The organism is Umezawaea sp. NPDC059074 (genome assembly GCF_042738955.1).
GTDB lineage: Bacteria > Actinomycetota > Actinomycetes > Mycobacteriales > Pseudonocardiaceae > Umezawaea.
Genome location: NZ_JBHYHC010000098.1, coordinates 1 through 24,101, shown reverse-complemented (window position 1 = coordinate 24,101; position 24,101 = coordinate 1). Strand labels below are relative to the sequence as shown.

At 71.4% G+C, this 24,101-nt stretch carries 25 protein-coding genes; 16 read left to right on the top strand and 9 right to left on the bottom strand.

Features of this window, described 5'->3' with window-relative positions:
* Positions 1-23: 23 nt before the first annotated feature.
* The 3 genes from ACFWW9_RS32980 to ACFWW9_RS32970 all read right to left on the bottom strand — a co-directional run bounded on the left by ACFWW9_RS32980 (position 24) and on the right by ACFWW9_RS32970 (position 2,738).
* Positions 24-1,199 (bottom strand): acyl-CoA dehydrogenase family protein, encoded by a 1,176-nt coding sequence (locus ACFWW9_RS32980; RefSeq protein ID WP_390386047.1) that lies wholly within the window; start codon positions 1,197-1,199, stop codon positions 24-26.
* 111 nt (positions 1,200-1,310) lie between these two features.
* Positions 1,311-2,219 carry an AraC family transcriptional regulator gene (locus ACFWW9_RS32975; protein WP_390386046.1) on the bottom strand — a complete coding sequence of 303 codons (909 nt, stop codon included), beginning with the start codon at positions 2,217-2,219 and terminating at the stop codon, positions 1,311-1,313.
* Positions 2,220-2,330: 111 nt separating this feature from the next.
* Positions 2,331-2,738, bottom strand: a complete 408-nt coding sequence (locus ACFWW9_RS32970) for an SgcJ/EcaC family oxidoreductase (RefSeq protein ID WP_390386045.1) — start codon at positions 2,736-2,738, stop codon at positions 2,331-2,333.
* Positions 2,739-2,824: 86 nt separating this feature from the next.
* Between ACFWW9_RS32970 and ACFWW9_RS32965 the strand changes: the two genes are divergently transcribed.
* The gene (locus tag ACFWW9_RS32965) at positions 2,825-3,517 is read left to right on the top strand and encodes a TetR/AcrR family transcriptional regulator (RefSeq protein WP_390386044.1); all 693 of its coding nucleotides are present in this window, start codon (positions 2,825-2,827) and stop codon (positions 3,515-3,517) included.
* Here ACFWW9_RS32965 and ligD read toward each other — a convergent pair.
* The gene (gene ligD / locus ACFWW9_RS32960) at positions 3,514-4,527 is read right to left on the bottom strand and encodes a non-homologous end-joining DNA ligase (RefSeq protein ID WP_390386043.1); all 1,014 of its coding nucleotides are present in this window, start codon (positions 4,525-4,527) and stop codon (positions 3,514-3,516) included. The two genes, ACFWW9_RS32965 and ligD, sit on opposite strands and share 4 nt — an antisense overlap.
* 28 nt (positions 4,528-4,555) lie before the next feature.
* Between ligD and ACFWW9_RS32955 the strand changes: the two genes are divergently transcribed.
* Entirely contained in the window at positions 4,556-4,771 is a 216-nt protein-coding gene (locus ACFWW9_RS32955; protein ID WP_390386042.1) for a DUF2277 domain-containing protein, read from the top strand.
* Here the strand turns inward: ACFWW9_RS32955 and ACFWW9_RS32950 are convergent.
* Positions 4,733-5,374 (bottom strand): TetR/AcrR family transcriptional regulator, encoded by a 642-nt coding sequence (locus tag ACFWW9_RS32950; RefSeq protein ID WP_390386041.1) that lies wholly within the window; start codon positions 5,372-5,374, stop codon positions 4,733-4,735. The two genes, ACFWW9_RS32955 and ACFWW9_RS32950, sit on opposite strands and share 39 nt — an antisense overlap.
* A gap of 73 nt (positions 5,375-5,447) precedes the next feature.
* On the opposite strand from ACFWW9_RS32950, the gene ACFWW9_RS32945 reads away from it, so the two are divergent.
* From ACFWW9_RS32945 to ACFWW9_RS32930, 4 genes are read left to right on the top strand one after another with little or no spacing between them, the layout of a single operon-like run.
* Positions 5,448-6,596, top strand: a complete 1,149-nt coding sequence (locus tag ACFWW9_RS32945; RefSeq protein WP_390386040.1) for an acyl-CoA dehydrogenase family protein — start codon at positions 5,448-5,450, stop codon at positions 6,594-6,596.
* A 13-nt stretch (positions 6,597-6,609) separates the two neighbouring features.
* The gene (locus tag ACFWW9_RS32940; protein WP_390386039.1) at positions 6,610-7,779 is read left to right on the top strand and encodes an acyl-CoA dehydrogenase family protein; all 1,170 of its coding nucleotides are present in this window, start codon (positions 6,610-6,612) and stop codon (positions 7,777-7,779) included.
* Positions 7,776-8,498: a MaoC/PaaZ C-terminal domain-containing protein gene (locus ACFWW9_RS32935; RefSeq protein ID WP_390386038.1), complete on the top strand. Its 723-nt coding sequence runs from the start codon at positions 7,776-7,778 to the stop codon at positions 8,496-8,498. Before ACFWW9_RS32940 ends, ACFWW9_RS32935 begins: the two co-directional genes overlap by 4 nt.
* 51 nt (positions 8,499-8,549) lie before the next feature.
* Positions 8,550-9,434: an alpha/beta fold hydrolase gene (locus tag ACFWW9_RS32930; RefSeq protein WP_390386037.1), complete on the top strand. Its 885-nt coding sequence runs from the start codon at positions 8,550-8,552 to the stop codon at positions 9,432-9,434.
* On the opposite strand, the gene ACFWW9_RS32925 is transcribed toward ACFWW9_RS32930, so the two are convergent.
* A complete protein-coding gene (locus ACFWW9_RS32925) occupies positions 9,431-10,084 on the bottom strand; it encodes a GntR family transcriptional regulator (protein WP_390386036.1) in 654 nt (217 codons plus the stop codon). The two genes, ACFWW9_RS32930 and ACFWW9_RS32925, sit on opposite strands and share 4 nt — an antisense overlap.
* A gap of 75 nt (positions 10,085-10,159) precedes the next feature.
* On the opposite strand from ACFWW9_RS32925, the gene ACFWW9_RS32920 reads away from it, so the two are divergent.
* From ACFWW9_RS32920 to ACFWW9_RS32880, 9 genes are all read left to right on the top strand, one after another.
* Positions 10,160-11,113, top strand: coding sequence for an asparaginase (locus ACFWW9_RS32920; protein ID WP_390386034.1), 954 nt, complete (start codon positions 10,160-10,162; stop codon positions 11,111-11,113).
* Between the two features lie 21 nt (positions 11,114-11,134).
* Positions 11,135-11,449: a hypothetical protein gene (locus ACFWW9_RS32915; protein ID WP_390386032.1), complete on the top strand. Its 315-nt coding sequence runs from the start codon at positions 11,135-11,137 to the stop codon at positions 11,447-11,449.
* 866 nt (positions 11,450-12,315) lie between these two features.
* Positions 12,316-12,744, top strand: a complete 429-nt coding sequence (gene msrB, locus ACFWW9_RS32910) for a peptide-methionine (R)-S-oxide reductase MsrB (protein WP_390386030.1) — start codon at positions 12,316-12,318, stop codon at positions 12,742-12,744.
* Between the two features lie 329 nt (positions 12,745-13,073).
* Positions 13,074-13,988: a TIGR04222 domain-containing membrane protein gene (locus ACFWW9_RS32905; protein WP_390386028.1), complete on the top strand. Its 915-nt coding sequence runs from the start codon at positions 13,074-13,076 to the stop codon at positions 13,986-13,988.
* 90 nt (positions 13,989-14,078) lie between these two features.
* Positions 14,079-14,972: a TIGR04222 domain-containing membrane protein gene (locus ACFWW9_RS32900; RefSeq protein WP_390386026.1), complete on the top strand. Its 894-nt coding sequence runs from the start codon at positions 14,079-14,081 to the stop codon at positions 14,970-14,972.
* Positions 14,972-15,787: a DUF692 domain-containing protein gene (locus ACFWW9_RS32895; protein WP_390386024.1), complete on the top strand. Its 816-nt coding sequence runs from the start codon at positions 14,972-14,974 to the stop codon at positions 15,785-15,787. Before ACFWW9_RS32900 ends, ACFWW9_RS32895 begins: the two co-directional genes overlap by 1 nt.
* Positions 15,784-16,131: a hypothetical protein gene (locus ACFWW9_RS32890; protein WP_390386022.1), complete on the top strand. Its 348-nt coding sequence runs from the start codon at positions 15,784-15,786 to the stop codon at positions 16,129-16,131. Before ACFWW9_RS32895 ends, ACFWW9_RS32890 begins: the two co-directional genes overlap by 4 nt.
* 26 nt (positions 16,132-16,157) lie before the next feature.
* Positions 16,158-16,634: a hypothetical protein gene (locus ACFWW9_RS32885; protein ID WP_390386020.1), complete on the top strand. Its 477-nt coding sequence runs from the start codon at positions 16,158-16,160 to the stop codon at positions 16,632-16,634.
* A gap of 188 nt (positions 16,635-16,822) precedes the next feature.
* Complete coding sequence (locus ACFWW9_RS32880; RefSeq protein WP_390386018.1) at positions 16,823-20,047, top strand: S8 family serine peptidase; 3,225 nt, start codon at positions 16,823-16,825, stop codon at positions 20,045-20,047.
* A gap of 45 nt (positions 20,048-20,092) precedes the next feature.
* On the opposite strand, the gene hemQ is transcribed toward ACFWW9_RS32880, so the two are convergent.
* Genes hemQ through hemE form a run of 3 tightly spaced genes read right to left on the bottom strand, consistent with a single transcriptional unit; the run spans position 20,093 to position 23,262 of the window.
* Positions 20,093-20,785 carry a hydrogen peroxide-dependent heme synthase gene (hemQ, locus tag ACFWW9_RS32875; RefSeq protein WP_390386016.1) on the bottom strand — a complete coding sequence of 231 codons (693 nt, stop codon included), beginning with the start codon at positions 20,783-20,785 and terminating at the stop codon, positions 20,093-20,095.
* Between the two features lie 12 nt (positions 20,786-20,797).
* Positions 20,798-22,219 carry a protoporphyrinogen oxidase gene (hemG, locus tag ACFWW9_RS32870; RefSeq protein ID WP_390386014.1) on the bottom strand — a complete coding sequence of 474 codons (1,422 nt, stop codon included), beginning with the start codon at positions 22,217-22,219 and terminating at the stop codon, positions 20,798-20,800.
* A complete protein-coding gene (gene hemE, locus ACFWW9_RS32865; protein ID WP_390386012.1) occupies positions 22,216-23,262 on the bottom strand; it encodes a uroporphyrinogen decarboxylase in 1,047 nt (348 codons plus the stop codon). The genes hemG and hemE overlap by 4 nt, the downstream gene beginning before the upstream one ends.
* Positions 23,263-23,365: 103 nt before the next feature.
* Here hemE and ACFWW9_RS32860 point away from each other — a divergent pair, with 103 nt between their 5' ends.
* Positions 23,366-23,929 (top strand): DUF3000 domain-containing protein, encoded by a 564-nt coding sequence (locus tag ACFWW9_RS32860; protein ID WP_390386010.1) that lies wholly within the window; start codon positions 23,366-23,368, stop codon positions 23,927-23,929.
* The last annotated feature ends 172 nt before the right edge of the window (positions 23,930-24,101 follow it).

Genomic DNA, 24,101 nt, shown 5'->3' with positions numbered 1-24,101 from the left:
CCGCCGGAACAGCACGCGGGCGGTCAGATCGCGCCGCTGATGCGCTCCTCGACGCCGAGCAGGTCCTTGCCGTACACCTCGTAGCCGACGAACGCGTTGAGCGACGCGTGCCGTCCGCCGGTGTTCGCGTCGCGCCAGATCTGCTGCATGCGGCTGGCCTCCGCGAAGCTGCCCGCACCGTGCACGTTGATCAGGACCGTGATCGCGTCCAGGACTTCCTGTGCGGCGTAGGAGAGTTCGGCGCGGACCTCCGCGCGCCGCGAGTAGCCCATGATCTCGGTCCCGGCCGTGGCCGCGTCGATCTCGTCGGCGACGGCGTAGGTGAGCAGCCGGGCGGTCTTCAGCTTCAACGCCGCCTGCGCGACCTGGATCTGCACGCCGACCGAATCGGTCTGCCGGGCGAAGAACGTGTGGTGCATGCTCTTCTTCGGCGCCTTCTCCACCACCAGGTCCAGCGCGGCGCGGCCGAGGCCGAGCACCGGCGCGACCAGCGGGAGCACGGCCAGCGGCGCGAACGGCGCCCGGTACATCGGCTCGTCCGAGGGGAACGGGCGCAGGCCGTTGAACAGGTCGATCACCGGGGCGGTGCGGCGGTCCGGCACGAACACGTCGTCGGCGACCAGCGTGTCGCTGCTGGTCCCGCGCATGCCCACGGTGAGCCAGGTGTGCTCGACGGTCAGCTCGGACGCCGGGACGATCCCCATGGTGGCGCCGATGATCTGGCCCGAGTCGTCGGCGATGGCCGCGCCCAACGTGGCCCAGTCCGCGCGGTCCGCGCCCGACGCCCACGCCCACTTGCCGCTGAACCGGTACCCGCCCTCGACGCGCGTGGCCACGATGTCGGCGATGCCCCCGGCGATGCGGGGCTCCGGGTTGGACCCGAACACCTCCTGGCGGGTCTCCTCCGGGAACAGGCCCGCGAGCCACTGCGACGTCGCCGCGACGACGACGGCCCACGCGGCGGAACCGTCACCCGTGGCGAGCGCCTCGCTCACCTCCAGCACCGTGCGCAGGTCCGCCTCGAGGCCGCCGAAGCGCTTCGGCGTGCGCAGGCGGAAGAACCCCGCCTCGCTGAGCGCCTTGGTCACCTTGTCGGACAGGGTGCGGTTCTCCTCCCCCTGCTCCGTGTGCTCGCGCAGGAGCGGCTTCAGGTCGAGGGCCTTCGCGACGAGCTCGGCCCTCTGGTCGACAGCAGACATGGTGATCCCTCGGGGAGTTATCGGATTTCCTTGCGCTTCCGACGTTAACAGCGGGAATTGCGCCACTCGCGGGATTGTCCGCGAAACGAAAAGCGTTGGCCGGAAAACGAATCAGCCCGCCGAGTGCAGCGTCCGCAACGGCGTCTGCCCGTACCGCTCCTTGTGCACCGCGGCGAACCTGCCGAGGTGGGCGAACCCCCACCGCTGGGCGACCGCGGCCACGGTCTCCGTGCCTGGATCCGCCGCGCGCAGCTCGTCGTGGGCCCGGCGGAGCCGCGCTTCCCGGACGTACGCCATCGGGGCCATGCCGAGGTGCCGCCGGAACCCGTTCTGCAACGTGCGCGTGCCGACGGCGCAGTGGTCGGCCAGCATCGACAACGTCAGCGGCGCGCGGGGGTCGGCCTCGATCAGCTCGACGGCCGACCGGACCGCGGCGGGCCGGGCGACGGCGGCGGGCTCCAGCACGGCGGACCGCGCGGGAGCCGTGGCGAGCAGGAACCCGGTCAGCAGGCTGTCCACGAGCGGGGCCGCCATCATCGGCTGGGACAGCAGCCCGTCGACCACCCTGACCTGCCGGTTCACCGAGAGCAGCAGGTCGAGCCAAGATCGCCCGTACCCGTTCGCCGTGGTCAGCCGGAGGTCGAGCACCGGGCGTTCGGGTGCCTGGTCGCCGAGCATCCGCTCCAGGGCCGTGCGCACGGAGGCCGCGTCGAACCGCACGCACAGCGCCCGGCTGTCGGCCGACCACCGGCCGAGGAACGAGCCGCCCTCCGGCGCGAACACGGCCGCGACGTCACGGCTCCCGACCACCGTCCGGCCCCGGTGGCGCGCCTCGAACCGGCCCGCCACCGGCACCTGCACGAAGTACGCGGAGCCGATGTCCTCGCACTCCAGGGTGTAGTCGTGCGGGTAGAGGACCTCGCCGAGCGCGATCGACCCGAGCTGCGCGGGGCGGTACACGACGGACGACCCGACCTGGAGCCGACCGGCCTCCTCGATCGTCCGGCTGCGAACGAGCATTTCCCACCTCGGACACCGCTGCGGTTTTCCCCGACCCTACGCACGAATCCCCAACCATTTCGGACGGTGGCGGATATTCGCCGAATTCACCGCGCGGTCCTTGAAGAGAGGTCAGGAAGGTCGGCCGGGAATCGGGGTGCGGCGGGTGTTCTGGAACGAGGTGATGAGCCACGAGCCGTGCTCGCGCACCAGGACGTAGGTGATCGTGGAGTCGCGGGCGGGGTCCGGCTCGTGGCCCTCGACCGTGGAGTTGCCGCCGACCACTGCGACGGCGACGTCGGGGAGCGGGAAGCGGATCTTCGGCGGCTCGCCGGTGCCGGTGAGCTTGGACCCCTTGAGCGGTCCGGCGAACAGGGCGCGGTGGCCCTCCTCGATCGCCGTGCGGCCGGGGGTGTTGAGGCCGAAGAAGGTGATGTAGTCGGCGTCCTCGGTGAAGTTGGCCGCGAACGCCGTGGCGTCGCCCGCGTTCCACGCCTTGGTGAGGGCGGTCAGGACGTTCAGCACTGCCTGGTCGGACATGGGAGTTCCTCTCGATCTTCGAACACTGTTCGTTCCACGAACGATGGTCGCCCTCGAACGGTGTTCGTGTCAAGTACGGTGTTCGCATGACGGATCCCGCCTGGCGCACACCGCCCGTCCGCCGCGCCGCGAAACCCCGGCTGTCGCAGGACCTGATCGTGCGGACGGGCCTCGACGTGCTGCTGGCCGAGGGCCTGGACGCGGTGAGCATGCGGCGGGTGGCGCAGGCGTTGGAGACCGGACCGGCGTCGCTGTACGCGCACGTGGCGACGAAGGACGAACTGGTCGAACTGATGCTGGACCGCGTGCTGGAGGACGTGCCGCTGCCCGTCCCCGACCCGGCGCGGTGGCGCGAGCAGGTGAAGGAGCTGCTGCGCGGACAGGTCCGCGCGATGCACGCCCATCCGGGGATCGCGCGGGTCGCGTGGCAGGTGATGGTGCCGGTCGGCCCGAACGCCCTGCGCCACGGCGAGGCGACGCTCAGCCTGCTGCGCGCGGGCGGCCTCACGCTGCGGCAGGCGGCCTACGGCTGCGACGCGTTGACGTTGTACACCAAGGCTTTCGCCTACGAGGGCGGCATGTGGCTCTCGGGCGCGGTCGACCCCGCCGATGTGGCCGACCGGGGACGGCGGATGACCGAGTACATCGGCTCCCTGGGACCCGGCGCGTTCGCGAACATGGCGGGCACGGAGGAGTTCTTCACCGCCGAGACGGCCGACGAGCGCTTCGAGTTCGGCCTGGACATGCTCCTGGGCGGCCTCGTCGCCCTGACGGCCTAGTCGGTCTTCTTCGCCTTGGAGGGCTGCACGCGCATGGGTTCGCCGGGCATCTTGGGGTAGTCCGGCGGGTAGGGCATCTCGCCGCGCTCGTCCTCGGCGTACCACTCCAGCAGCGTTTCCAGGCCGAAGGCCTCCGAGTCCAGCGCCGCGTGCGGGTCGCCGTGTTCGGCGTAGTACCCCGGCACGGTCAGCACGTCGAAGTCGTCCGGGTCCACTGTGGACAGCCGGTCCCAGGTGACCGGGGTCGACACGGTCGCGCGCGGGGTGCCCCGGACCGACCAGGCCGAGGCGATGGTGCGGTCCCTGGCGGCCTGGTTGAAGTCGAGGAAGACCTTCTCGCCGCGCTCCTCCTTCCACCACGACGTGGTGGCCTTCTTCGGCGCCCGGCGTTCGACCTCGCGCGCCAGGGCGATGACGGCGTGCCGGACGTCGATGAAGTCCCACTCCGGCCGGATGCGGACGGCCACGTGGACGCCTCGGCCGCCGGAGGTCTTGGGGTAGCCGGTCATGCCCAGCTCGGTCAGGACCTCGTTCAGCACTTCCGCGACAAGAACCGCGTCGCGGAAGTCCGTGCCGGGCTGGGGGTCGAGGTCGACGCGGAGTTCGTCCGGGTTGTCCACCAGCGGCCTGCGGACCGGCCACGGGTGGAAGTCGAACGTGCCGAGGTTGGCGGCCCACGCGATGACGGCGGGCTCGGTCGGGCAGACCTCGTCGGCGGGCCTGCCGGAGGGGAACTTGATGGTGGCCGTCTCGACGTAGTCGGGCGCGTTCTTCGGCAGGCGCTTCTGGTAGAACGCCTCGCCGGTGACGCCGTCCACGTACCGCTTCAACGTCGTCGGCCGGTCGCGCAGCACGGCCAGCAACGGCTCGGCCACGGAGAGGTAGTACTCGACCACCTGGCGCTTGGTGATGCCGCGCTCGGGGAAGTACACCTTGTCCGGGTTGGACAGCCGCACGGCGCGGTCGCCGTGGGGTCCGGGGACGGTCAGCTCCAACGCCTTCTGGGCCACGTCGGGCAGAGTAAACGACAATGGCGGCATGTGCCGAAGCATCAAGACGTTGCGCCCGCCGTTCGAGGACGAGGTCACCGAGGGCGACATGCGCGCCGCCGCCCTCCAGTACGTGCGGAAGGTGTCCGGGTTCCGGACTCCAGCCGCCCACAACGCGGAGGCGTTCAACAAGGCGGTGGACGCCATCGCGAAGGCGACCGAGGAGCTACTCGCGCACCTGGAAGTCCGCGGTCACGCGAAGTAGTTCCAGCCCGTCCACGAACGCCGTGAGCGCCAGTTCGAAGCTGTCCCGGTCCAGTTCCTCCGCGACCGACGGCAGCAGGTGCGCCTTGTCCAGGTGCGGGTAGCGCCCCTGGTAGACCGACGCGTCCGTGGAGAACCCGCTGGAGAACGTGCTCAGCGCCGCGCCGAACACCAGGTACATCAACGACGCCGCGATCATCGTCGCGTGCCGCCGCGGCCACCCCGCGTCCACGAGAGCGCCGTGCATCACGTCGAGCCGCCGCAGCGACGCGCCGCGGCCCGCCGGACCGTAGGCGAGGAACGGCACGACGTTCGGGTGCCGGGACAGCGCCGCGCGGTAGGAGCGCGCGCTCTCGACCAGCCCGCGCCGCCAGTCACCGGCCTCGAAACCGGACACGTCGACCTGTTCGAGCACGTCGCTGGCTATCTCGTGCAGCAGGTCGTCCTTGGTCGCCACGTGCCCGTAGAGCGACGGGGCGCGCACGCCCAGTTCGGCCGCGAGCTTGCGCATGGACAGGCCGTCGAGGCCGTCGCGGTCGATGATGTCGAGCGCGACCTTGCGGATGCGGTCCCCGCTGAGGATGGGGATGCTCGGTCGAGGCATATCGACCCCTTGCACTGGGTTCTCCGACGCGCCTACGTTATACCTAACGCCGTTCGGTTTAGGAGGTCGTGGCGTGGATCTACGCCTGTCCGACGAGCATCAGCAGCTCAAAGAACTGGCCCACCGCTTCACGGAAGAGCGGATCGTCCCGTTCGCGATGCAGTGGGACCGCGACGAGGCCATCGACCGCGCGCTCGTGCCCCGGCTGGGCGAGGTGGGGTTCCTCGGGCTGGGCATCGACGAGGAGTACGGCGGCTCGGGAGGCGACAACCTGGCGTACTGCCTGGTGCTGGAGGAGATCGCGCGCGGCGACTCGGCGGTGCGCGGCATCATCTCCGTGTCGCTCGGGCTGGTCGGCAAGACGATCTTCAAGCACGGCACCGAGGAGCAGAAGAAGCAGTGGTTGCCGGGCATCTGCGCCGGCACCCAACTCGGCTGCTTCGGCCTGACCGAGCCGGAGACCGGGTCCGACGCCGGGTCGCTGGCCACCAAGGCCGAGCGCGACGGTGACGACTGGCTGCTCACCGGCCGCAAGGTGTTCATCACCAACGGGACGTGGGCCGATGTCGCCCTGGTCTTCGCCCGCACCGGCGGACCGGGCCCGAAGGGCATCACCGCGTTCCTGGTGCCGACGGACTCGGACGGCTTCCAGGCCACCGAGATCCACGGCAAGCTCGGGATGCGCGGCCAGGCGACGGCCGAACTCGTGCTCGACCGCGTGCGCGTGCCGGACAGCGCCCGGCTGGGCGAGGAGGGCACGGGCTTCAAGCTCGCGATGGCGGCGCTGGACCGCGGCCGGATGTCGGTCGCGGCGGGCTGCGTCGGGGCCGCGCGCGGCGCGTTGGAGGCGAGCCTCAAGTACGCGAAGGAACGCGAGCAGTTCGGCAAGCCGATCGCCGGGTTCCAGCTCGTGCAGGAACTGCTGGCGGACATGGCCGTCGAGACCGACGCCGCCCGCCTGCTCACGTGGCGGGTCGCGGACCTCGCCGACCGCGGCGAGCCGTTCCGCACCGAGGCGTCCATGGCGAAGCTCTACGCCAGCGAGGCGGCCGTGCGGGTCGCGAACAACGCCATCCAGGTTTTCGGCGGGTACGGCTACATCGACGAGTACCCGGTCGGGAAGTTCTTGCGGGACACCAGGGTGACCACCCTCTACGAGGGCACCACCCAGATCCAGAAACTGCTCATCGGCCGCGCGCTGACCGGCGTCAACGCCTTCTGAAACGGGGAACAGCATGGACTTCACGCTCGACGAGGAGCAGAAGGAGATCCGCGACTGGGTGCGGACCTTCGTGCGCAAGGAGATCATCCCGCTGGAGCCGGAGGTGCTCCGCCGCGAGCGCGCCAACCAGCCGGGGCTGCCCGCCGAGGAGCTGGAGGCGTTGCAGCAGAAGGCGAAGAAGGCGGGCTTCTGGGGCCTGCTGACGCCTACGGAGTACGGCGGCATGGGGCTCGGCGCGGTGATGACGGCGCTGATCGAGGCCGAGCTGGGCCGGTCGTTCGTGCAGTTCCGGTTCGGCGGGTACGCGGACAACATCCTGTTCCACGGCAACGCCGAGCAGAAGGAGCGCTACCTGCTCCCGACGATCTCCGGCGAGCGCAAGTCGTGCTTCGCGATCACCGAGCCCGGCGCCGGGTCGGATGCCAAGGCGATCCGCACCTCCGCGCGCAAGGAGGGCGACGAGTGGGTGATCAACGGTGAGAAGACGTTCATCACCGGCGGCAACGAGGCCGACTTCGTGATGGTCTTCGCCGTGACGGACAAGGAGAAGGGCGCCAACGGCGGCGTCACGTGCTTCCTCGTCGACCGGGACATGGGCTGGAAGTCCGAGCCCATCCCGACCATGGGCCAGTGGGGTCCGGCGGCGCTGGTGTTCGACAACGTGCGCGTGCCCGAGGAGAACGTGCTCGGCGAGATCGGCCACGGCTTCACGTTGGCGATGCAGTGGATCGGCGCGGGCCGGTACATGCTGCCCGCGCGGGCCATCGGCTCGGTGGAACGCCTGGTGGAGATGGCGATCGAGCAGGCCAACACCCGCGTCACGTTCGGCCAGCCCATCGCCGAGTACCAGGCCATCCAGTGGATGATCGCCGACTCCGCCGTGGAGATCGAGGCGCTGCGCTGGCTCGTGCTGCACGCCGCGTGGCTCGTCGACCAGGGCCAGGACTCGCGGCAGGCGCAGTCGATGGCGAAGCTGTACGGCGGCGTGAAGGCGAACGAGATCGTGGACCGCGTCCTGCAGATCCACGGCGGCATGGGCTACACCCGCGAGCTGCCGATCGAGCGCTGGTACCGCGAGCTGCGGCTGCTGCGCATCTACGAGGGCACCGACGAGATCCAGCGCCGCACGATCGCCCGCAACCTGCTCAAGGGCCACGCCAAGGTCAGCGGATCCCTGGGGTGAGCACGGTCGTCCGGTCCTGGACCGAGGACGACGTCGAGCGCTACGCGGCCGCGGTCGGCGGGACGGGCATGCAGCCCGGTTTCGCCATCGCGGTCGCGCAGTTCGGCGGCCCCCAGGTCGAGATGGACGCCGACATGACCCAGGTGCTGCACGCCGAGCAGTCGTTGACGTTGTCGGGTGAGCTGCCGCTGTCGGGCACGGTCGAGGTGACGCGCCACGTGACCGACGTGTTCGACAAGGGCTCCGGCGCGCTGATCGTGCGGGAGTGGCGGGCCACCGGCGACGCCGAGTTCAGCACCCGCGCGTCGCTGTTCGTGCGCGGCGCGGGCGGGTTCGGCGGCCCGCGCGGGACGACGACCCGCCTGCCGATGCCGGACCGCGCGCCGGACGTGGAACTGGGGTTCCGGACGTCCGCGGACCAGGCCGACCGCTACCGGCTGACCGGCGACGACAACCCGCTGCACTGGGACCCGGTGTTCGCGGAGCGTGGCGGATTCCCGCGGCCGATCCTGCACGGGCTGGCCACCTACGGCATCACCGCGCGGCTGCTGGCCGACGAGCTGGACGTGCTCGCCGTCGGCTGCCGGTTCGCCGCTCCCGTCTTCCCCGGCGACGAACTGCTGGTCAGCGCCTGGCGGGTGGGTGACGAGGTCCGGTTCCGCACGGCGGTGAACCACACGACCGTGATCGACGACGGTAGGGCTACCCCCCGTTCCTAGCTGGGTGCCCACACCATCGATCATCGGCCGCCGAAGTACCACGCTGTAGTCATGCGATCACGACGCGACGTCTTCCAGCTCAGCACCGCGACCGACGCGACCGCGTTGACGAGGCTGCGGATCCCGACCGCCGCGGGCACGTTCGACGCCGTCGCGGCGGGCCCGCTGGACGGCCGCAAGGTCCTGCTGCTGCACGGCGTCCCGCAGTGCGGCATCGAGTGGCGGCACCAGCTGCGCGCGCTGGCCGCCGACGGCTACCGGGCCGTCGCGCCGAACCAGCGCGGCTACTCCCCCGGCGTCCGCCCCAAGCGCGTCGAGGACTACCGCCTCGACCACGCCGTGGACGACGTCGCCGCGATCGCCGACCAGCTCGGCTGGCGCCGCTTCGACCTCGTCGGCCACGACTGGGGCGCCGTCGTCGGCTGGATCGCCGCCGCCCGGCACCCGCTGCGCGTCCGCACCCTGACCGCCGTCTCCGCGCCGCACCCCGGCGCGTTCGCCCACGCCCTGCGCACCGACCCGGACCAGAAGCGCCGCGGCGCGCTGCTCGACTACCTCCGTCAGCCCGAGGTGCCGGAACGCGAGATGCTCGCCAACGGCGCGGCCCAGCTGCGGCAGGGCTGGCCCGCGGTGATCCCGAGGCAGCGGGTCGAGCAGTACGTGCGGCAGCTGTCCGAGCCGGGGGCGTTGACGGCGGCGCTCAACTGGTACCGGGCGAACCGGTTCGACGGCGACTACCAGCCCGTTTCCGTGCCGACGATGTACGTGTGGGGCACCGAGGACGACGCCGTCGGCCCGGAGGCCGCGCAGGCCACCAGCGACTGGGCCACGGGGGCGTACCGGTTCGAGGTGCTGGACCAGGTCGGGCACTTCGTGCCGGAGGAAGCGGCGGAACGGACGACCGCCCTCCTGCTGGAGCACCTGGCCGCGCACTAGGGCGTGGGGTCCAGGCTGGTGAGCATCTGGGCGCGGACCCTGGACAGGTGCAGGCGCATCGTGCGGCTCGCCTGGTGGGTGTCGCCCGCGGCGATGGCCGCCACCAGCGCGTCGTGGTCGTCGAGGGACGCGCGCTGGTGCGGCGGGTCGTCGCGCAGGCCGCTGCGCAGCAGCACGACCCGCTGCTGCACGAGCCGGACCTGCTCGGCGATGTGCGGGCTGCGCGCGGCGTCCAGCAGCGCCTGGTGGAACGCCAGGTCCAGCCGGTACGGGAACGCCTGGCCCGCCTGGTAGTTCGCCCTCGACAGCGCGCAGACCTCGCGCAACCTGGTCACATCGGCCTCCGTGCGGCGGCTGGCGGCCAGTTCGGCGGCGGCGCACTCCAGGGCCGAGCGCAGTTCGAACAACGCCCGGACGTCGGCGGCGTCGGCCTTGGGGACGTGGGCACCCTTGTTCGGCACCAGCACGAGCAGGCCCTCGCTGGACAGGTGCCGGATCGCCTCGCGCAGCGGGCCGCGGCTGATGCCCAGGCGGTGCGCCAGTTCGACCTCGTTCACCCGTTCGCCGGGCGGGATCTCGCCGGTCAGCACGAGCTCGCGGAGCACGTCGACGGTCTGGCCCGCGAGGCTCAGGTGCAGGGGCGGTGTCACGTTCGTCTCCCGTGCTGGCGGAATCGGTGGCGTGCGTTGTTAACTGTCGACAGTTGGCAGTGTAGAGGAGGACGCATGGTGCACGAGGTCGTGGCCGAGGTCTGGCGTGGCGAGTTCCTGGAGTCCGTGCACCACGGGTCGGTCGTGGCGCTGGACGCCGCGGGCGGCACGCGGCTGAGCGTGGGCCGCCCGGACCGCGTGACGTTCCCCCGTTCCTCCAACAAGCCGGTCCAAGGTCTCGCGATGGTCCGCAACGGGCTCGACCTGGACGGCGAACTGCTCGCGCTGGCGTGCGCGAGCCACTCCGGCGAGGACTTCCACGTCGACGGCGCGCGCCGGATCCTGGCGAAGGCGGGCCTCGACTTCTCCGCCCTCCAGTGCACCCCGGACCTGCCGATCGGCGAGGCCGCGCTGGCCGCGCACCTCGCGGCCGGTCGGGGCAAGGCGCCGGAGTACATGAACTGCTCGGGGAAGCACGCGGCGATGCTGCTGACCTGCGTGATCAACGACTGGTCGACCGACGACTACCTGGAGTTCTCGCACCCGTTGCAGGTGTCGGTGCGGGCGACGCTGGAGGAGTTGGCGGGCGAGCCGGTCGGCGCGGTCGGGGTCGACGGGTGCGGCGCTCCCCTGTTCGGGATCAGCCTGAACGGGCTGGCTCGGGCGTTCGGGACCCTCGCGGGCGCGCCGGTCGGGAGCCAGGAGCACCGGATCGCGGCCGCCATGAACGCGCACCCGGAGTGGGTCGGCGGGACCGGTCGGGACGTGACGGAGCTGATGCGGGCGTTGCCCGGTGCCGTGGCGAAGGACGGCGCGGAAGGCGTGTACGCGATCGGGCTGCCGGACGGGTCCGCGGTGGCGTTGAAGATCGCCGACGGGTCGAGCCGCGCGCGGGCCGTGGTCGTGGTGGAAGCGCTGCGGCTCCTCGGGGTGGACGTGGAGGCCCTGGAGCCGCTCGCGACCGTGCCGGTGCTGGGTCACGGGCGAACTGTCGGCGCGGTCCGGCCGGCTTTGGCCATGACAGGCTGAACACCCTCTATTCTCGAAGCCATGGCCCCCTTTCCAGGCGCGGAAAGACCAGACGACGGACCGGACAAGCGGTTCAGCGACGACCTCATCGGGCTCGACCCGGCGGACCCCGAAGCCAAGGCCTTCGCGGAACACCTGGACCGGATGGAGCGAGAACGACCCGGGTACACCGTGGAGGGGTACCTGGCAGGAGTGGCGGACTTCGCCGACTCGGCCAACCGGGCAAGTGGGGAACAGCGGTTCCTCGCGGTGCTCGTGGTGGCGTTGATCCTGCTCGGGGTGTTGATCAGCGTGTGGTTCGGGCTCGGGGAGATCATCGCCGTGTTGTTCGGGTGAGGGTGTTGTTGGGTTTTGGTCGGGGTCGGCTGTGGACGGGCCTGGGGTTTGGGCTTCGCTTCGGCTGAGGTTGGCTCGGGTTTTGGGCTGAGGTCGGGGTCCGGTTTTTGTCGGTGCTCGCTTGTACCTTGTGTATTGGGGGGTTCTGCTCGATCGGGGACCCCTGCGAGGCCTGTCCTGGGGTGCTCACCCGGCGGCTCTTGATCCGACGTGGCCAGCCTGCGGCCCTTGATCCAGCTGGGTCACCGGGCGGCTCTTGATCCATCTGGCGCACCGGGCGGCTCTTGATCCAGCTGGGTCGGTAGGCGGCTCTTGTTCCAGCGTGCTGTGGCCGATTTGACTCGGGGACCCCTCGTTTTGCCCCTTTGTCGGGCCAAAACGGCAGGTGGAAAGCTTGCCGCCCGACAAATTTTAAGGGGCAAAACCCCCGAGTAAAATCGGCCACGTTCCGTGGCCGGCCTCGCTCGCCGTCGTGGTCACCAGCTGTGCGCCGGACCCGATGTGGCCACCAGCTTTGCTTCAGTGCCGTCGTGGCCAGCAGCTTTGCTCCAGTGCCGTCGTGGTGACGAGATTTGCTCCAGTGCCGATGTGGCCACCAGATTTGCTCCAGTGCCGTCGTGGTCACCAGCTTTGCGCCAGTGCCGTCCGTCGTTGTCGCCAGGCTCGCCGGCAGCGTCGCTGTGGCCACCAGCTTGCTGCCAGTCCTTGCCCTGGTCACTGTTTGGCCACTGGTCCCATCTCCAGTTGTTCTTCCGGCTCTCGCTCATCGTCGCCCTGGGCGTGTTGTGGCAGGTCACAGCGCTCAGCTTCTGAGCCGTAAGACACCCGCAACCACCCTTCGGGCCGAATCGCATTAGCGTGGAGGCATGGAACCCGTTGTCGGCGCTACGCCGAAGGTCGTCCGGTCGGAGCAGGAGTGGCGGGAGAGCCTTACCCCGAGTGAGTACCGCGTTCTCCGTCAAGGTGGGACCGAGCCCGCGTGGGTTGGTGAGTACACCGACACCAAGCAGGTCGGGGTGTACGAGTGTCGTGCCTGTGGCACCGAGCTGTTCCGCAGTGAGACCAAGTTCGACTCGCACTGCGGGTGGCCGTCGTTCTTCTCGCCGCTCGCCGCGGATCGGGTGATCCTGCGCGAGGACCGGGCGATGGGCATGGTGCGGACCGAAGTGCTCTGCGCGAACTGCCACAGCCACCTCGGGCACGTATTCGAGGGCGAGGGTTACGAGACGCCCACCGATCAGCGTTACTGCATCAACAGCATCAGCTTGCGATTGGTCGACGAATCCGCGTCCTAATGCGGAATTGTCACTCCGGAGTCGTCCGAGCACGCAAAGCGACAGGCGACTTTCGGCGCTCGGTGAAGCAGACTGGAGGCGTTGCCCCGGATGGCGTCAGCGGGTGACGTCATCCGGACTCCGTCTCCGACCTGGGAGGAAGCATGTTCTTCAGCAAGGGAACCGACGGTGAGGGCTCCAGCGGGAGCGACGGCGGCTCGTCCTCCTAAGCCATCCCCAACTGGAGCCTAAATTTCGCTCAAGCCCCTTGTCGGTGTGTGGCCCAGAGCACACGCTTGCATCTCGATTGGCGAGCCGGTTTCGCCAAGAGCGGCAGGGGGTGGAGGACCGTGGACCAGCCTTGGGGGCTTTCGGGCCCGGAATTCCTGAAGATCTACTGGATCGCGCTCGGCATCGCACTGGTATTCGCGGTCGGCGTTCGATTCCGGTTGCGGGCGAGCCGGGGAGGCGAGCCCGCGCGGGGGTTGGACGTCGACGAGCTGGCCTACCTCGCGGGTGGGCCGCGTCGTGTGGTCGAGGCGTCGATCGCCCGGCTCATCGAAGCGGAGGCGCTGCGGTCGACGCGGCGCGGCACCGTGAGCCTCATCGGCAAGCCCAAGGCCGTCAACGCGGTGGACCGCGCGGTGCTGGAGGACGCGGGCCGCTACAGCCGCCGCACGCTGAACCTGCTGGTGCCCGCCGTGGCGCAGGAGAAGGCCGTCAAGGACATCGCGACCCGGCTCGGCGAACTGGGGATGCTCATCGAGCCCGCGACGGCCAAGCGCCACCTGCGGGTGGGTGTGCTGCCGATGGTGGTGCTGTTCGTGATCGGCGTCGTCCGCTGGGTCAACGGGATCGCGATCGGCGCGCCCGTCGGCTGGCTGACGCTCCAGCTGGTCGTGACCGCGCTGCTGGCCGTGCTGCTGTCCCGGTCGGGCTCCATCCGCTGCACGGCCAGGGGTGACCGCGCGCTGGAAGCCGCCCGATCGGGTGATCGGGTCGGGGAACTCGGCCTGGCCGTCGGCGGGACCGTGGGGCTGGTCGCGCTCGGAGGTCTCTCCGCGCACCCCGACCTCACGTTGCGCACGGCGCTGATGGCCCAGTCGTACAGCACCGCGTCGAGCGGCGGCGGGTACTCCGGCGGCTACGTGTCCACCGGGAGCAGCTGTTCCAGCGGGAGCAGCTGTTCGAGTTCGAGCGGAAGCAGCTGCAGCGGGGGGAGCAGTTGCGGCGGAGGCGGCGGTTGCGGCGGGGGTGGCAGCTAGCCGTCAAGGGGGGTGCCAAGGCCATCGTGGGCGTGCCCGCGGTGGCCTTGGCCTCATGACGGGGAACGAACAGGCCCGCCGCGGAGTCGGATGGCCATCGGCTTGGTGCGAGAGGCGGCGGCTATGACTTCGGGGACGAGAACACCGGGCAGAACAGGCATTTCGCCCGAGGAGTTCGGTTACCTGTCCGGTGGTCCCGGTCGGGCCGCGGAGGTCGCGGTCGTCCGGCTGCTGGAGGCGGGCCTCCTGCGCATCTCGCGCGAGGGCGTGGTGAGCGCGGTCGCCGCCACGGCCGCGGGCGCCGCCACCCCGCTGGAGGCGTACGCGCTGGGCGCGGCGCGCTCCGGCCGCATGCTGGGCGACCTCATCAAGTCCACCGCCACCAGCGACGCGCTGACCGCGTTGAAGCAGCACCTGGTCGACCGCGGGTTCCTGGTGTCCGCGGGCCGCCGCAAGTTCTGGGGCGCGGTCCGGGCGCTCACCCTCGTCGCCGCCTTCGTCGCGATGGCGTCCGTCGCCGTGTTCCACTTCAACCTCGGCTACGCGATCCTGCTGCTGCTCCTCGCGCTGGTCGTCCGCTGGTTCGCGGGCCGGATGCGCAAGCCGGTCCGCCGGTCCGGACGGCGCGAGGCCCGCATGGTCACGGTCATGTCGAACGACCGGGTCGGCATCGTCGCGCAGCACGGCCTGACCGGACGGCTGGGGCAGTTCCCGCAGCAGCACTACGTGTGGGAGATGCTGGGCATCGTGCCGAGCGCGGGCGCGACGCTGCGCCGGGGCAAGAAGCCCAGCACGGCCAGGCAGAACGACGGCGCGTACTACGCGAGCAGCTGCAACAGTTGCAGCAGCTGTTCGAGCGGGTGCGGGGCGGACAGCAGCGGGTGCGGGTCCAGCGGCAGCAGTTGCGGGTCCAGCGACAGCGGATCGTCGTGCAGCAGCGGCTCGTCGTGCGGGTCCTCGTGCGGTGGCGGAGGAGGGGACTGATGGGCGTTCTCGGCAAGCTCGGCGTCGGCATCGGCTGGCGCCCGGAGATCGACCTGACCGTGGAACGGCTGCCCGGCGTCGACTTCGTCGAGGTCGTGGCGGAGAACCTGCACGTGGAGCACCTGCCGGAGTCGGTCGTGCTGCTGCGCGAACGGGGTGTGCCGGTGCTGCCGCACGCGGTGTCGCTGTCGCTGGGCAGCGCGGACCCCGTGGACGTGCACCGGGTCGAGCACCTCGGCGCGGTCGCGGAGGCGCTGGGGGCGCCGCTGGTGAGCGACCACGTGTGCTTCGTCCGCGCGGGCGGGCTGGACTCCGGGCACCTCATGCCGGTGCCGCGCACGCGTGACGCGCTGGACGTGCTGGTGGCCAACGTGAAGACCGCGCAGGCGAACCTGCCCGTGCCGCTGGCGCTGGAGAACATCGCCGCGCTGCTGGAGTGGCCGGACGGCGAGCTGACCGAGGGCCAGTTCCTGGCGGAACTGGTGGAGCGGACGGACTGCCACCTGCTGATCGACGTGGCGAACCTGCACGCGAACGCCCGCAACCTCGGCACGGACCCGAACCGGTTCCTCGACGAGATCCCGTTGGAGCGCCTGGCGTACGTGCACGTTGCGGGCGGGGTGGAGCACGACGGCGTCTACCACGACACCCACGCGCACGCGGTGCGGCCGGAGGTGCTGGAGCTGCTGGGCGAGCTGCGGTCCCGAGTGGACCCGCCGGGCGTCCTGCTGGAGCGCGACGACAACTACCCGTCGGACAGCGAACTGGCGCGCGAGCTGGCGGCGATCCGCGAGGTGCTGGCGAGGCACGCATGACCGACGGGGCGCGGGAACGGCTGGCGGAAGCGCAGTCGGAGCTGTTGACCGCGCTGCTCGCGGGCGGCCCGTCGCCCGCCGGGTTCGACGAACGCCTGCTGCGGGTGGAGGCGCGGTCGCTGCTGGCCAAGCGGCGCGGCATCGTGGCGATGCTCGGGCCCGAGGTCGTCGACGCGCTCGGGGACCGGTTCCGGCCGCTGTTCGACGAGTACGCGCTGGCGCATCCACGGGTGGCGGGGAGTCGGGCTCGCGAGGACACCGCCGACTTCGCCAAGTGGGCCCAGGAGCGGGGAGCCCTGCCGCAGCCCGAAAAACGCCGCTGGTGGCAGCGGAAAGCAACCTGACCGGTCCCCCGTTCCGTCCGTGGCGCATGAGGATCCTCGCCGTCGTCGTCTGCCTGCTGGCCTTGACCGGGTGCTCCGAGCCGAGGGCCTGCACGCTCATCGCCGCGCGGGCCGGGATCAGCCTGGCGATCGCGTTGCCCTCGGTGACGTCGGCGGCGCTGGAGGCCTGCTGGGACGGCACCTGCGTCAAGCCCAGCACGGTCCTCTCCCCCGCGACCACGAACGGGCCGGAGACGTGCAGCGGCACCGGGCCCGACGCGGTGTGCGGGGTGCCCGCCCTGCCCGCGCCGGGGCTCACCGGGTTCGCGGACCTCACCACCCTGCCCGCGAAGGCCGTCACGGTGAAGCTGACGCTGACGGACGCCGCGGGGGCGGTGCTGCTCGACGAGACCGTGACCGTGACGCCGGAACTGGTCCACCCCAACGGTGAGGGCTGTGGCGGGGAAGCCGCTCAGGCGGGCCTCGAGGTGTCGGCGGCGGGGGTGGTCACCGAGCGCGGGTGACCACGGAGCGTGTCCGATTTGTCGGGGAACTTCGCTCGTTGGGCGGGCCCCTTCCCCGTTCGCCGTCGCTAGGTTCGAGGTGTCGGGGGGAATTTCGTCACTTTCGGTACACCGCTGCCGCCGTCTGCTCGGCGCCTCCCGGCAGCGCGCCCACCTCGGGCGCGCACGCCCCAGGGGGAGGTAGCAGGGTGTCATCGACACGACGGCACGGCACGCGGTTGGGCGCGTCCGTGCTCGCTCTCGGTCTGGTCGGCGGCTTCGCGTCGTCGGCCACGGCCGCGCCGGAACCGGCAGCGGGCGCGGTGCCCGTCACGGCGGGTTCCGTCACGCTGATCACCGGTGACCGGGTGGTGGTCGCGGGCGAGGCGGTCATCTCGGTCGTCCCCGGCCCGGACCGCGGCGGGCTCTCGTTCTCCCGGTTCGCCGCGCTGGGCCACCAGTACGTCGTCCCGGAGGACGCGCAACCGCTGGTGGCGTCCGGGAAGCTGGACCGCAGGCTGTTCGACGTCACGGAACTGGTCGCCTCGCGCTACGACGACGCGCACCGCGACTCGCTGCCGCTGATCGTCACGCCCGAGCCGGGCCGGTCCGTCACCGGGCTCGCCAGGACCGGCGACCTGCCGAGCGTCGGCTCGTTCGCCGCGCGCACGGGCAAGGCGACGGCCGCGGAGTCGTGGCGGGCGTTGACCGCCGCGCCGGACTCCTACCGCCGCATCTGGTTGGACGGCCTGCGGCAGCCCACGTTGGACAAGAGCGTGCCGCAGATCGGCGCGCCGGACGCGTGGAAAGCCGGTTACACCGGGACGGGCGTGAAGGTCGCCGTCCTGGACACCGGCGTGGACGCCCAGCACCCGGACCTCGCTGGGCGGGAACTGGTGGAGAAGAACTTCACCGAGGACCCGGACAACACCGACCTGGTCGGGCACGGCACGCACGTCGCGGCCACGATCGCGAGTGTCGACGCCAAGTACCGCGGTGTCGCGCCGGACGCGAAGATCCTCGACGGCAAGGTGTGCGTGACCTACGGGTGCGCCGAGTCGTGGATCCTCGACGGGATGACGTGGGCGGCCGAGCAGGGTGCCGACGTGGTCAACCTGAGTCTCGGCGGCAGCGACGGGCCGGAGGTCGACCCGCTCGAAGCGGCCGTCAACACGTTGTCCGCCCAGTACGGGACGCTGTTCGTGATCGCGGCGGGCAACTCCGGCGGCACGGAGACCGTGGGCTCCCCCGGCAGTGCGGACGCGGCGCTGACGGTGGGCGCGGTGGACCGAGAGGACAAGATCGCGTCGTTCTCCAGCCGCGGCCCACGGACGGGCGATGGCGCGGTCAAGCCGGACATCACCGCGCCGGGCGTGGACATCGTGGCCGCGAAGTCGTCCACGGGCTCGATCGGCACGCCCGTGGGCGAGAACCACGTGGCGCTGTCGGGCACGTCGATGGCGACCCCGCACGTCGCGGGCGCGGCGGCGTTGATCAAGCAGCAGCACCCGGCGTGGACCGGCGCGCAGGTCAAGGCGGCGCTGGTCGCGTCGGCGAAGCCGACCGCCGGGCTGACGGCGTACGACCAGGGCGCGGGGCGGGTCGACCTGACCAGGGCGATCACCCAGTCCGTGACGGCCGAGCCGGTCAGCGTCGGTCTGGGCTCGCAGGAGTGGCCGCACGAGGACGACAAGCCGGTCACCAAGGAGATCACCTACCGCAACGCGGGAGCGGCGGCCGTGACGCTGGCCGTCTCGGTCGACGGGACCGGCCCCGACGGCAAGCCCGCGGGCCTGTTCTCGGTCAGCCCGGCCGAGGTCACCGTCCCCGCGGGTGGCGAGGCGAAGGTCTCGGTCACCGGCGACACCAGGATCGGCACGCTCGACGGCGGCTACTCCGGCACGGTCGTGGCCACGGCGGGCACGACCGCCGTCCGCACGCCCGTCGGCGTCGTCCGCGAGGTCGAGAGCCACACGCTGACGCTGGACTTCACCGACGCCGACGGGAAGCCTTCAGCCGAGAACTCGGCGTTCCTGCTGGGCCTGGACTCCGGTCGGGCCTTCTTCCTGTCCTCGCCCGAGGGCAAGGCCACGCTCAAGCTGCCCGTGGGCCGGTACTTCGCCGACGCCAGCATCCGGACCGGCACGCGGATCGCCGTCCTGCCCTACCCGAAGCTGGACCTGACCGCGGACACCACCGTCGCCGTCGACGCCCGGCTCGCCAAACCGGTCTCGCTCACCGTGCCCGACCCGAAGGCGACGGCGATCGGCAGCACGCTGACCGTCAGCCTGCGGTACGGGCAGGGCGGGATCACGTCCCTGTCGCTGTTCCCCGGCGCGTTCGACGGGATCTCGACCGCCCACCTCGGGCCGGACGCGGGCCACGCCCTCACCGTGGGCATCAGCACGGACTGGCGGGCCGAGCCGGTCGGCGACGCTCCCGCCACCTACCGGTACGCCACCTCGCTCACCGGGAAGATGCCCACCGGGTACGTCCGCGCGCTCGCGAAGAAGGACTTCGCCGAGGTGCGGACCCGGATCGGGCCGAGCCCCGAGGGCCGCGAGGCCGTGCACGGCTTCATGGGCGTGGACTCGACCGGCGCGGGCGGCACGTGGCTGGTCGCCGTGCCCGCGCCCGGCACCGTGATCGACTTCCTCGCGGGCGACGGCGTCCAGTGGGCGACGACGTTCACCCAGACGTCGGGCACGGGGCCCGCGCGGCGGTTCGAGACCGACCTGTTCGGGACGGCGCGCTCTTACCCGCCCGGCCGGACCTACCGGGAGACGCTCAACACCGCGGTGTTCGGCCCGACGCTGAACGCCCGCTACTCCGCGGTGTCCCGACGGGAGAACGTCATCCGGGTCAACGTCCCGCTGTTCGGCGACGGCGCCGACACCCCCGGCTCCTCGCTGACCGACACGGCGACCACGACCCTGTTCCGCGACGGCGTTCAGGTCGGTCAGGAGGCCCGTCCGGGGTCGGGGCAGTTCACCGTCCCCGCGGCGGCGGGCTCGTACCGGCTGGAGACCGAGGCCACCCGCAGCGGTGTCTCGGAGGTCAGCACGAAGGTCAGCGCCGCGTGGACGTTCCGCTCCGCGGCCAAGGACGTCGAGGAGCAGCGGGTGCCGCTGTCGGTGATCCGCTTCCAGCCGAGGCTGGACGACCTCAACGCCGCGCCTGCCGGGCGGCTGCTGCGCGTCCCGCTCGTGGTGAGGCAGAACCCCGACGCGGCCAACGGCCAGGTCCGGCGGATCCAGGTCGACGCGTCGTTCGACGACGGGAAGACGTGGCGGCGCGTGCCGGTCGTGGGCGACTCGGCGCTCGTGCTGAACGGGAAGGCCGGGTTCGCGTCCCTGCGGGCCAAGGCGACCGACAGCAGGGGGAACACGTCCGAGGTCACGGTGATCCGCGCTTACAAGATCGCCGGGAAGTAGCCCGACGGGCCCGTGGCGCGCACCGCGCCACGGGCCCGCTCGCGGTCAGGGCAGGGAGATGACCAGCTCGGACGCGGGCACGCGGGTCCCGGTGTAGAACGGGACCTCCTCGCGCACGTGCAGCCGGGCCTCGGTGCCGCGCAGGTGGCGCATCAGGTCGACGATCCGGTGCAGCTCGTCCGCCTCGAACGCGAGCATCCACTCGTAGTCGCCGAGCGCGAACGACGACACGGTGTTGGCGCGCACGTCCGGGTAGTCCCGCGCCTCCTTGCCGTGGTCGGCCAGCATCTTGCGCCGGTCGGTCTCGGGCAGCAGGTACCACTCGTAGGAGCGCACGAACGGGTACACGCAGACGTACTTGCGGGCCTCTTCACCGGCGAGGAACGCCGGGATGTGGCTGCGGTTGAACTCGGCGGGCCGGTGCAGCGCCACCTGGCTCCACACGGACGCGGACACGCGGCCCACGGCGGTGCGGCGGAAACCCTGGTACGCGGCCTGGAGCTGCTCGATCTCCTCGGCGTGCCACCAGATCATGTAGTCCGCGTCGGCGCGCAGGCCCGACACGTCGTAGACGCCGCGCACGACGACGCCCTTGCCTTCCAGGGCGTCCAGGTACTCCTGCGCCTCGGTGGCCGCGGAACCGCGGTCGTCGGGGAGACGACCGGGTTCGACGCGGAACACCGACCACATGGTGTAGCGGATGGTGTCGTTGAGTTCGGTGTAGTCCAGGCGGGCCATGGGCCCATCTTCTCACCGTCGGACGCGGCCCAGGAGGTGGGCGGCGACACGTGCGGCGGCGGCGTCGGCGGTCGCGATGCACGCGGGCACCCCCACGCCGTGCAGGGACGCGCCCGCCACGGCGACACCGGGGAGTTCGCCCACCGCCTGCTCGATGCCGGACACCAGGTCGAGGTGGCCGACGCCGTACTGCGGCAGGCCGCCGCCCCAGCGCGTGACGACCGTGTCGATCGGCGTGGCGGTGATGCCGGTCAGCTCGGCGAGGTCGGCCCGGACGACCTTGACCAGGTCCGCGTCCGACCGTTGCAGCAGGGCGGTCTGGCCGAACCGGCCGACCGAGCCGCGCACCAGCAGCGGCCCGTCGTCGAGGTGCTCCCACTTGCGGCTGGAGAACGTGAAGGCCTTGGCGGTGAACGGGGTCGTGTCCGCGTACCGCTCGCCCTCGGCGATCAGCACGCCGGAGCGCTCGGGGAGTTCCGTGCCCGGCGGCAGCGCCATCGCGACCACGGCCATCGACGCCACGTCGATCTCCGCGTACCGCTTCGCGGCGGCCGGGGCCACGTCCGCGAGCAGCTTGCGGGCCGAGGGCGCGGGCACGGCGAGCACGATGCCGTCGACGTCCAGGTACTCCGGCGTCGAGGCGGACCCGATCTCCAGCCGCCAGCCGACGTCCCGCCAGCTCAACGCCCGCACCGGCAGTCCGAGCCGAGTCTCGACGGCGGCGGCCTTCGCCAGCGCGTCCGTCAGGTCCGACAGCCCGCCGGACAGCGTCCCGAACACCGGCGGCCGCTTGGCGCGTGCCTGCGGCGGCGCGGGCATCGTCGTCGCGGCGGCGGCCAGCAGCGACCCGATGCCGGAGTCCAGCGCCGTGGCGAGCTGCGGCATGGTCGCCCGCAGCCCCAACGACTTCACGCTGCCCGCGTACACGCCGCCGAGCAGCGGCCCGACCAGCCGGGCCCCGACCTCGGGCCCGAACCGCTCGTGCAGCAGCGTCCCCACGGCCACGTCCGCGCCGTCCAGGTGGATCGGCGGCAGCGACGGTTCCTCGGCGACCCGCCGGAACCCCTCGTCGGACAGCACCGACCGCACGGCCTCCGCGGACGCGGGCACGCCCAGCAGCGTGTGCGCCGGGATCGGCCGCGCGTGCCCGCCCGCGCGGATCGTCGAGGCCATCCCGGTCGGGTGCACCACGGACGCGGAGATGCCCAGTTCCAGGATCAGCTCGGCCGCCTCGGGCCTGCGGACCAGGAACGCCTCGGTGCCCACGTCGTACGCGCGGCCCGCCAGCTCGACCGTGCGCAGCTTGCCGCCGAGCCGGTCGGACTGCTCGACGACCGTGATGACGGCCGTCGGCCCGAGCAGCTTGCGCAGGCGGTGCGCCGCGGCGAGACCGGAGACACCGCCCCCGATCACCGCGACGTGGAGTGGTCTCATCCGGCGGCGTGCACCAGCTCGACCGCCTTGGTGATCATCTCCGGGTCGGTGTCCGGCAGCACGCCGTGCCCGAGGTTGAAGATGTGCCCGGCCGCGGCCTTGCCCTCGCCGACGATCCGCTCGACCTCGCGCTTGAGCGCCGGAACGCCCGCGAACAGCAGCGCCGGGTCCAGGTTGCCCTGCACAACAGGCACGGGCAGCTCGGGCGCGGCGGCCCGCAGCCGTCGCACGGCCTCGTCCAGCGGGATCCGCCAGTCGACGCCCACGACGTCCGCTCCCGCTTCGCGCATCGCGGGCAGCAGCTCACCCGTGCCCACGCCGAAGTGAATGCGCGGCACGCCGGAGATCGCCGAGAGGACACGGGTCGAGTGCGGCAGCACGAACTCGCGGTAGTCGCGCTCGGACAGCGCGCCCGCCCACGAGTCGAACAGCTGCACCGCCGACACGCCTGCCTCGACCTGCGCCACGAGGAACGCCGTGGTCAGGTCGGCGATCTTACCGAGCAGCGCGTGCCACAGCTCGGGGTTGCCGTGCATGAGCGCCTTGGTCTTCTCGTGGTTGCGGCTCGGGCCGCCTTCCACGAGGTAGGACGCCAGCGTGAACGGGGCCCCGGCGAACCCGATCAACGGCACGCCGCCCAGTTCCTTGAGCAGCAACCCGATCGCGTCCAGCACCGGCTGCACCTGCTCGGTGCGCAGTTCCGGCAGCGCGGCCACGTCGGCGGCCGTCCGCACGGGGTTCGCCACGACGGGCCCGGTGCCCGGCACGATGTCCAGGTCGACCCCGGCGGCTTTCAGCGGCACCACGATGTCGCTGAACAGGATCGCCGCGTCCACGTCGTGCCTGCGGACCGGCTGCATCGTGATCTCGCAGACCATGTCCGGGTCGAGGCACGCGTCGAGCATCGCGGTGCCTTCGCGCAGCTTCCGGTACTCCGGCAGCGATCGGCCCGCTTGGCGCATGAACCAGACCGGCGTGCGGGACGGCGTGCCACCGCGCGCGGCGACCAGCAGCGGGGCTTCGGAGAGTTGGGAGTTCGTCATCCCCACCATCGTCCCACGGCACGGGAAAGCGCTTCGGCACTGGTGCCACCCGCTCGGCGTGCCGCCCGCGAACGGCGGCCGGTTTGGGCATACAGTCGGCGACGTGACCGGAATCGCGGCGGAGCCCGAGCTGTTCCGGCGGGCGGTGGCAACGCTCAAGTCGGTGCAGACCCGACCAGAGCTGGAACTGACCGAAGTGCGCCCGCCGCAACGCCTGGCACCTTGGGCGTACGCACTGACCGCCGAGGTGACCGGCCCCAACGACGAACTCTCGACAGGCCGCCTGGTCCTCCTCCACGACCCGGACGGCAACGAGGCCTGGGCAGGCGTCTTCCGCCTGGTCGCCTACGTCCGCGTAGAACTCGACGCCGAGTTGGCTGCCGATCCTCTGCTGCCCGAGGTGGGCTGGTCGTGGCTGGCTGAGGCCCTGGAGGTCTCCGGCGCGTCTTTCATCGCGCTCGGCGGCACTGTCACGCAGACTTCGTCGGCCCGTTTCGGCGACATCTCTGGGCCTGCGCGGACGGATGACCTGGAGTTGCGGGCTTCTTGGACGGCCCAGGACGCTGAACTGGCGGCTCACGGGGTGGCGTTCTTCGACCTGATGGCGACGGCGGTGGGGTTGCCGCCGGTGGGTGTCACCTTGTTCGGGCAGCGGGCTGGGTCCTAGCGTTTCTTGCGGCTTCGGGTTCCGGCCTGGCCGGGTCGGCGGCCGCCGGTTCCAGCTTGCCTACTTGGTGGCTGCGGTTTCCAGCGTGCTGTGTCCGATTTGATTTGGGGCCCCTAGATTTGCCCCTTGATCGGGCCAAAAGGCAGTGCCCCAAAGCCCTGCCCGATCTCCA

Excerpts from the sequence above, each read along its gene's own strand:
- ACFWW9_RS32980 (WP_390386047.1), bottom strand. The coding sequence starts at position 1,199 with ATGTCTGCTGTCGACCAGAGGGCCGAGCTCGTCGCGAAGGCCCTCGAC.
- ACFWW9_RS32975 (WP_390386046.1), bottom strand. The coding sequence starts at position 2,219 with ATGCTCGTTCGCAGCCGGACGATCGAGGAGGCCGGTCGGCTCCAGGTC.
- ACFWW9_RS32970 (WP_390386045.1), bottom strand. The coding sequence starts at position 2,738 with ATGTCCGACCAGGCAGTGCTGAACGTCCTGACCGCCCTCACCAAGGCG.
- ACFWW9_RS32965 (WP_390386044.1), top strand. The coding sequence starts at position 2,825 with ATGACGGATCCCGCCTGGCGCACACCGCCCGTCCGCCGCGCCGCGAAA.
- ACFWW9_RS32955 (WP_390386042.1), top strand. The coding sequence starts at position 4,556 with ATGTGCCGAAGCATCAAGACGTTGCGCCCGCCGTTCGAGGACGAGGTC.
- ACFWW9_RS32950 (WP_390386041.1), bottom strand. The coding sequence starts at position 5,374 with ATGCCTCGACCGAGCATCCCCATCCTCAGCGGGGACCGCATCCGCAAG.
- ACFWW9_RS32940 (WP_390386039.1), top strand. The coding sequence starts at position 6,610 with ATGGACTTCACGCTCGACGAGGAGCAGAAGGAGATCCGCGACTGGGTG.
- ACFWW9_RS32930 (WP_390386037.1), top strand. The coding sequence starts at position 8,550 with ATGCGATCACGACGCGACGTCTTCCAGCTCAGCACCGCGACCGACGCG.
- ACFWW9_RS32920 (WP_390386034.1), top strand. The coding sequence starts at position 10,160 with ATGGTGCACGAGGTCGTGGCCGAGGTCTGGCGTGGCGAGTTCCTGGAG.
- ACFWW9_RS32915 (WP_390386032.1), top strand. The coding sequence starts at position 11,135 with ATGGCCCCCTTTCCAGGCGCGGAAAGACCAGACGACGGACCGGACAAG.
- msrB (WP_390386030.1), top strand. The coding sequence starts at position 12,316 with ATGGAACCCGTTGTCGGCGCTACGCCGAAGGTCGTCCGGTCGGAGCAG.
- ACFWW9_RS32900 (WP_390386026.1), top strand. The coding sequence starts at position 14,079 with ATGGCCATCGGCTTGGTGCGAGAGGCGGCGGCTATGACTTCGGGGACG.
- ACFWW9_RS32895 (WP_390386024.1), top strand. The coding sequence starts at position 14,972 with ATGGGCGTTCTCGGCAAGCTCGGCGTCGGCATCGGCTGGCGCCCGGAG.
- ACFWW9_RS32890 (WP_390386022.1), top strand. The coding sequence starts at position 15,784 with ATGACCGACGGGGCGCGGGAACGGCTGGCGGAAGCGCAGTCGGAGCTG.
- ACFWW9_RS32885 (WP_390386020.1), top strand. The coding sequence starts at position 16,158 with ATGAGGATCCTCGCCGTCGTCGTCTGCCTGCTGGCCTTGACCGGGTGC.
- hemQ (WP_390386016.1), bottom strand. The coding sequence starts at position 20,785 with ATGGCCCGCCTGGACTACACCGAACTCAACGACACCATCCGCTACACC.
- hemG (WP_390386014.1), bottom strand. The coding sequence starts at position 22,219 with ATGAGACCACTCCACGTCGCGGTGATCGGGGGCGGTGTCTCCGGTCTC.
- hemE (WP_390386012.1), bottom strand. The coding sequence starts at position 23,262 with ATGACGAACTCCCAACTCTCCGAAGCCCCGCTGCTGGTCGCCGCGCGC.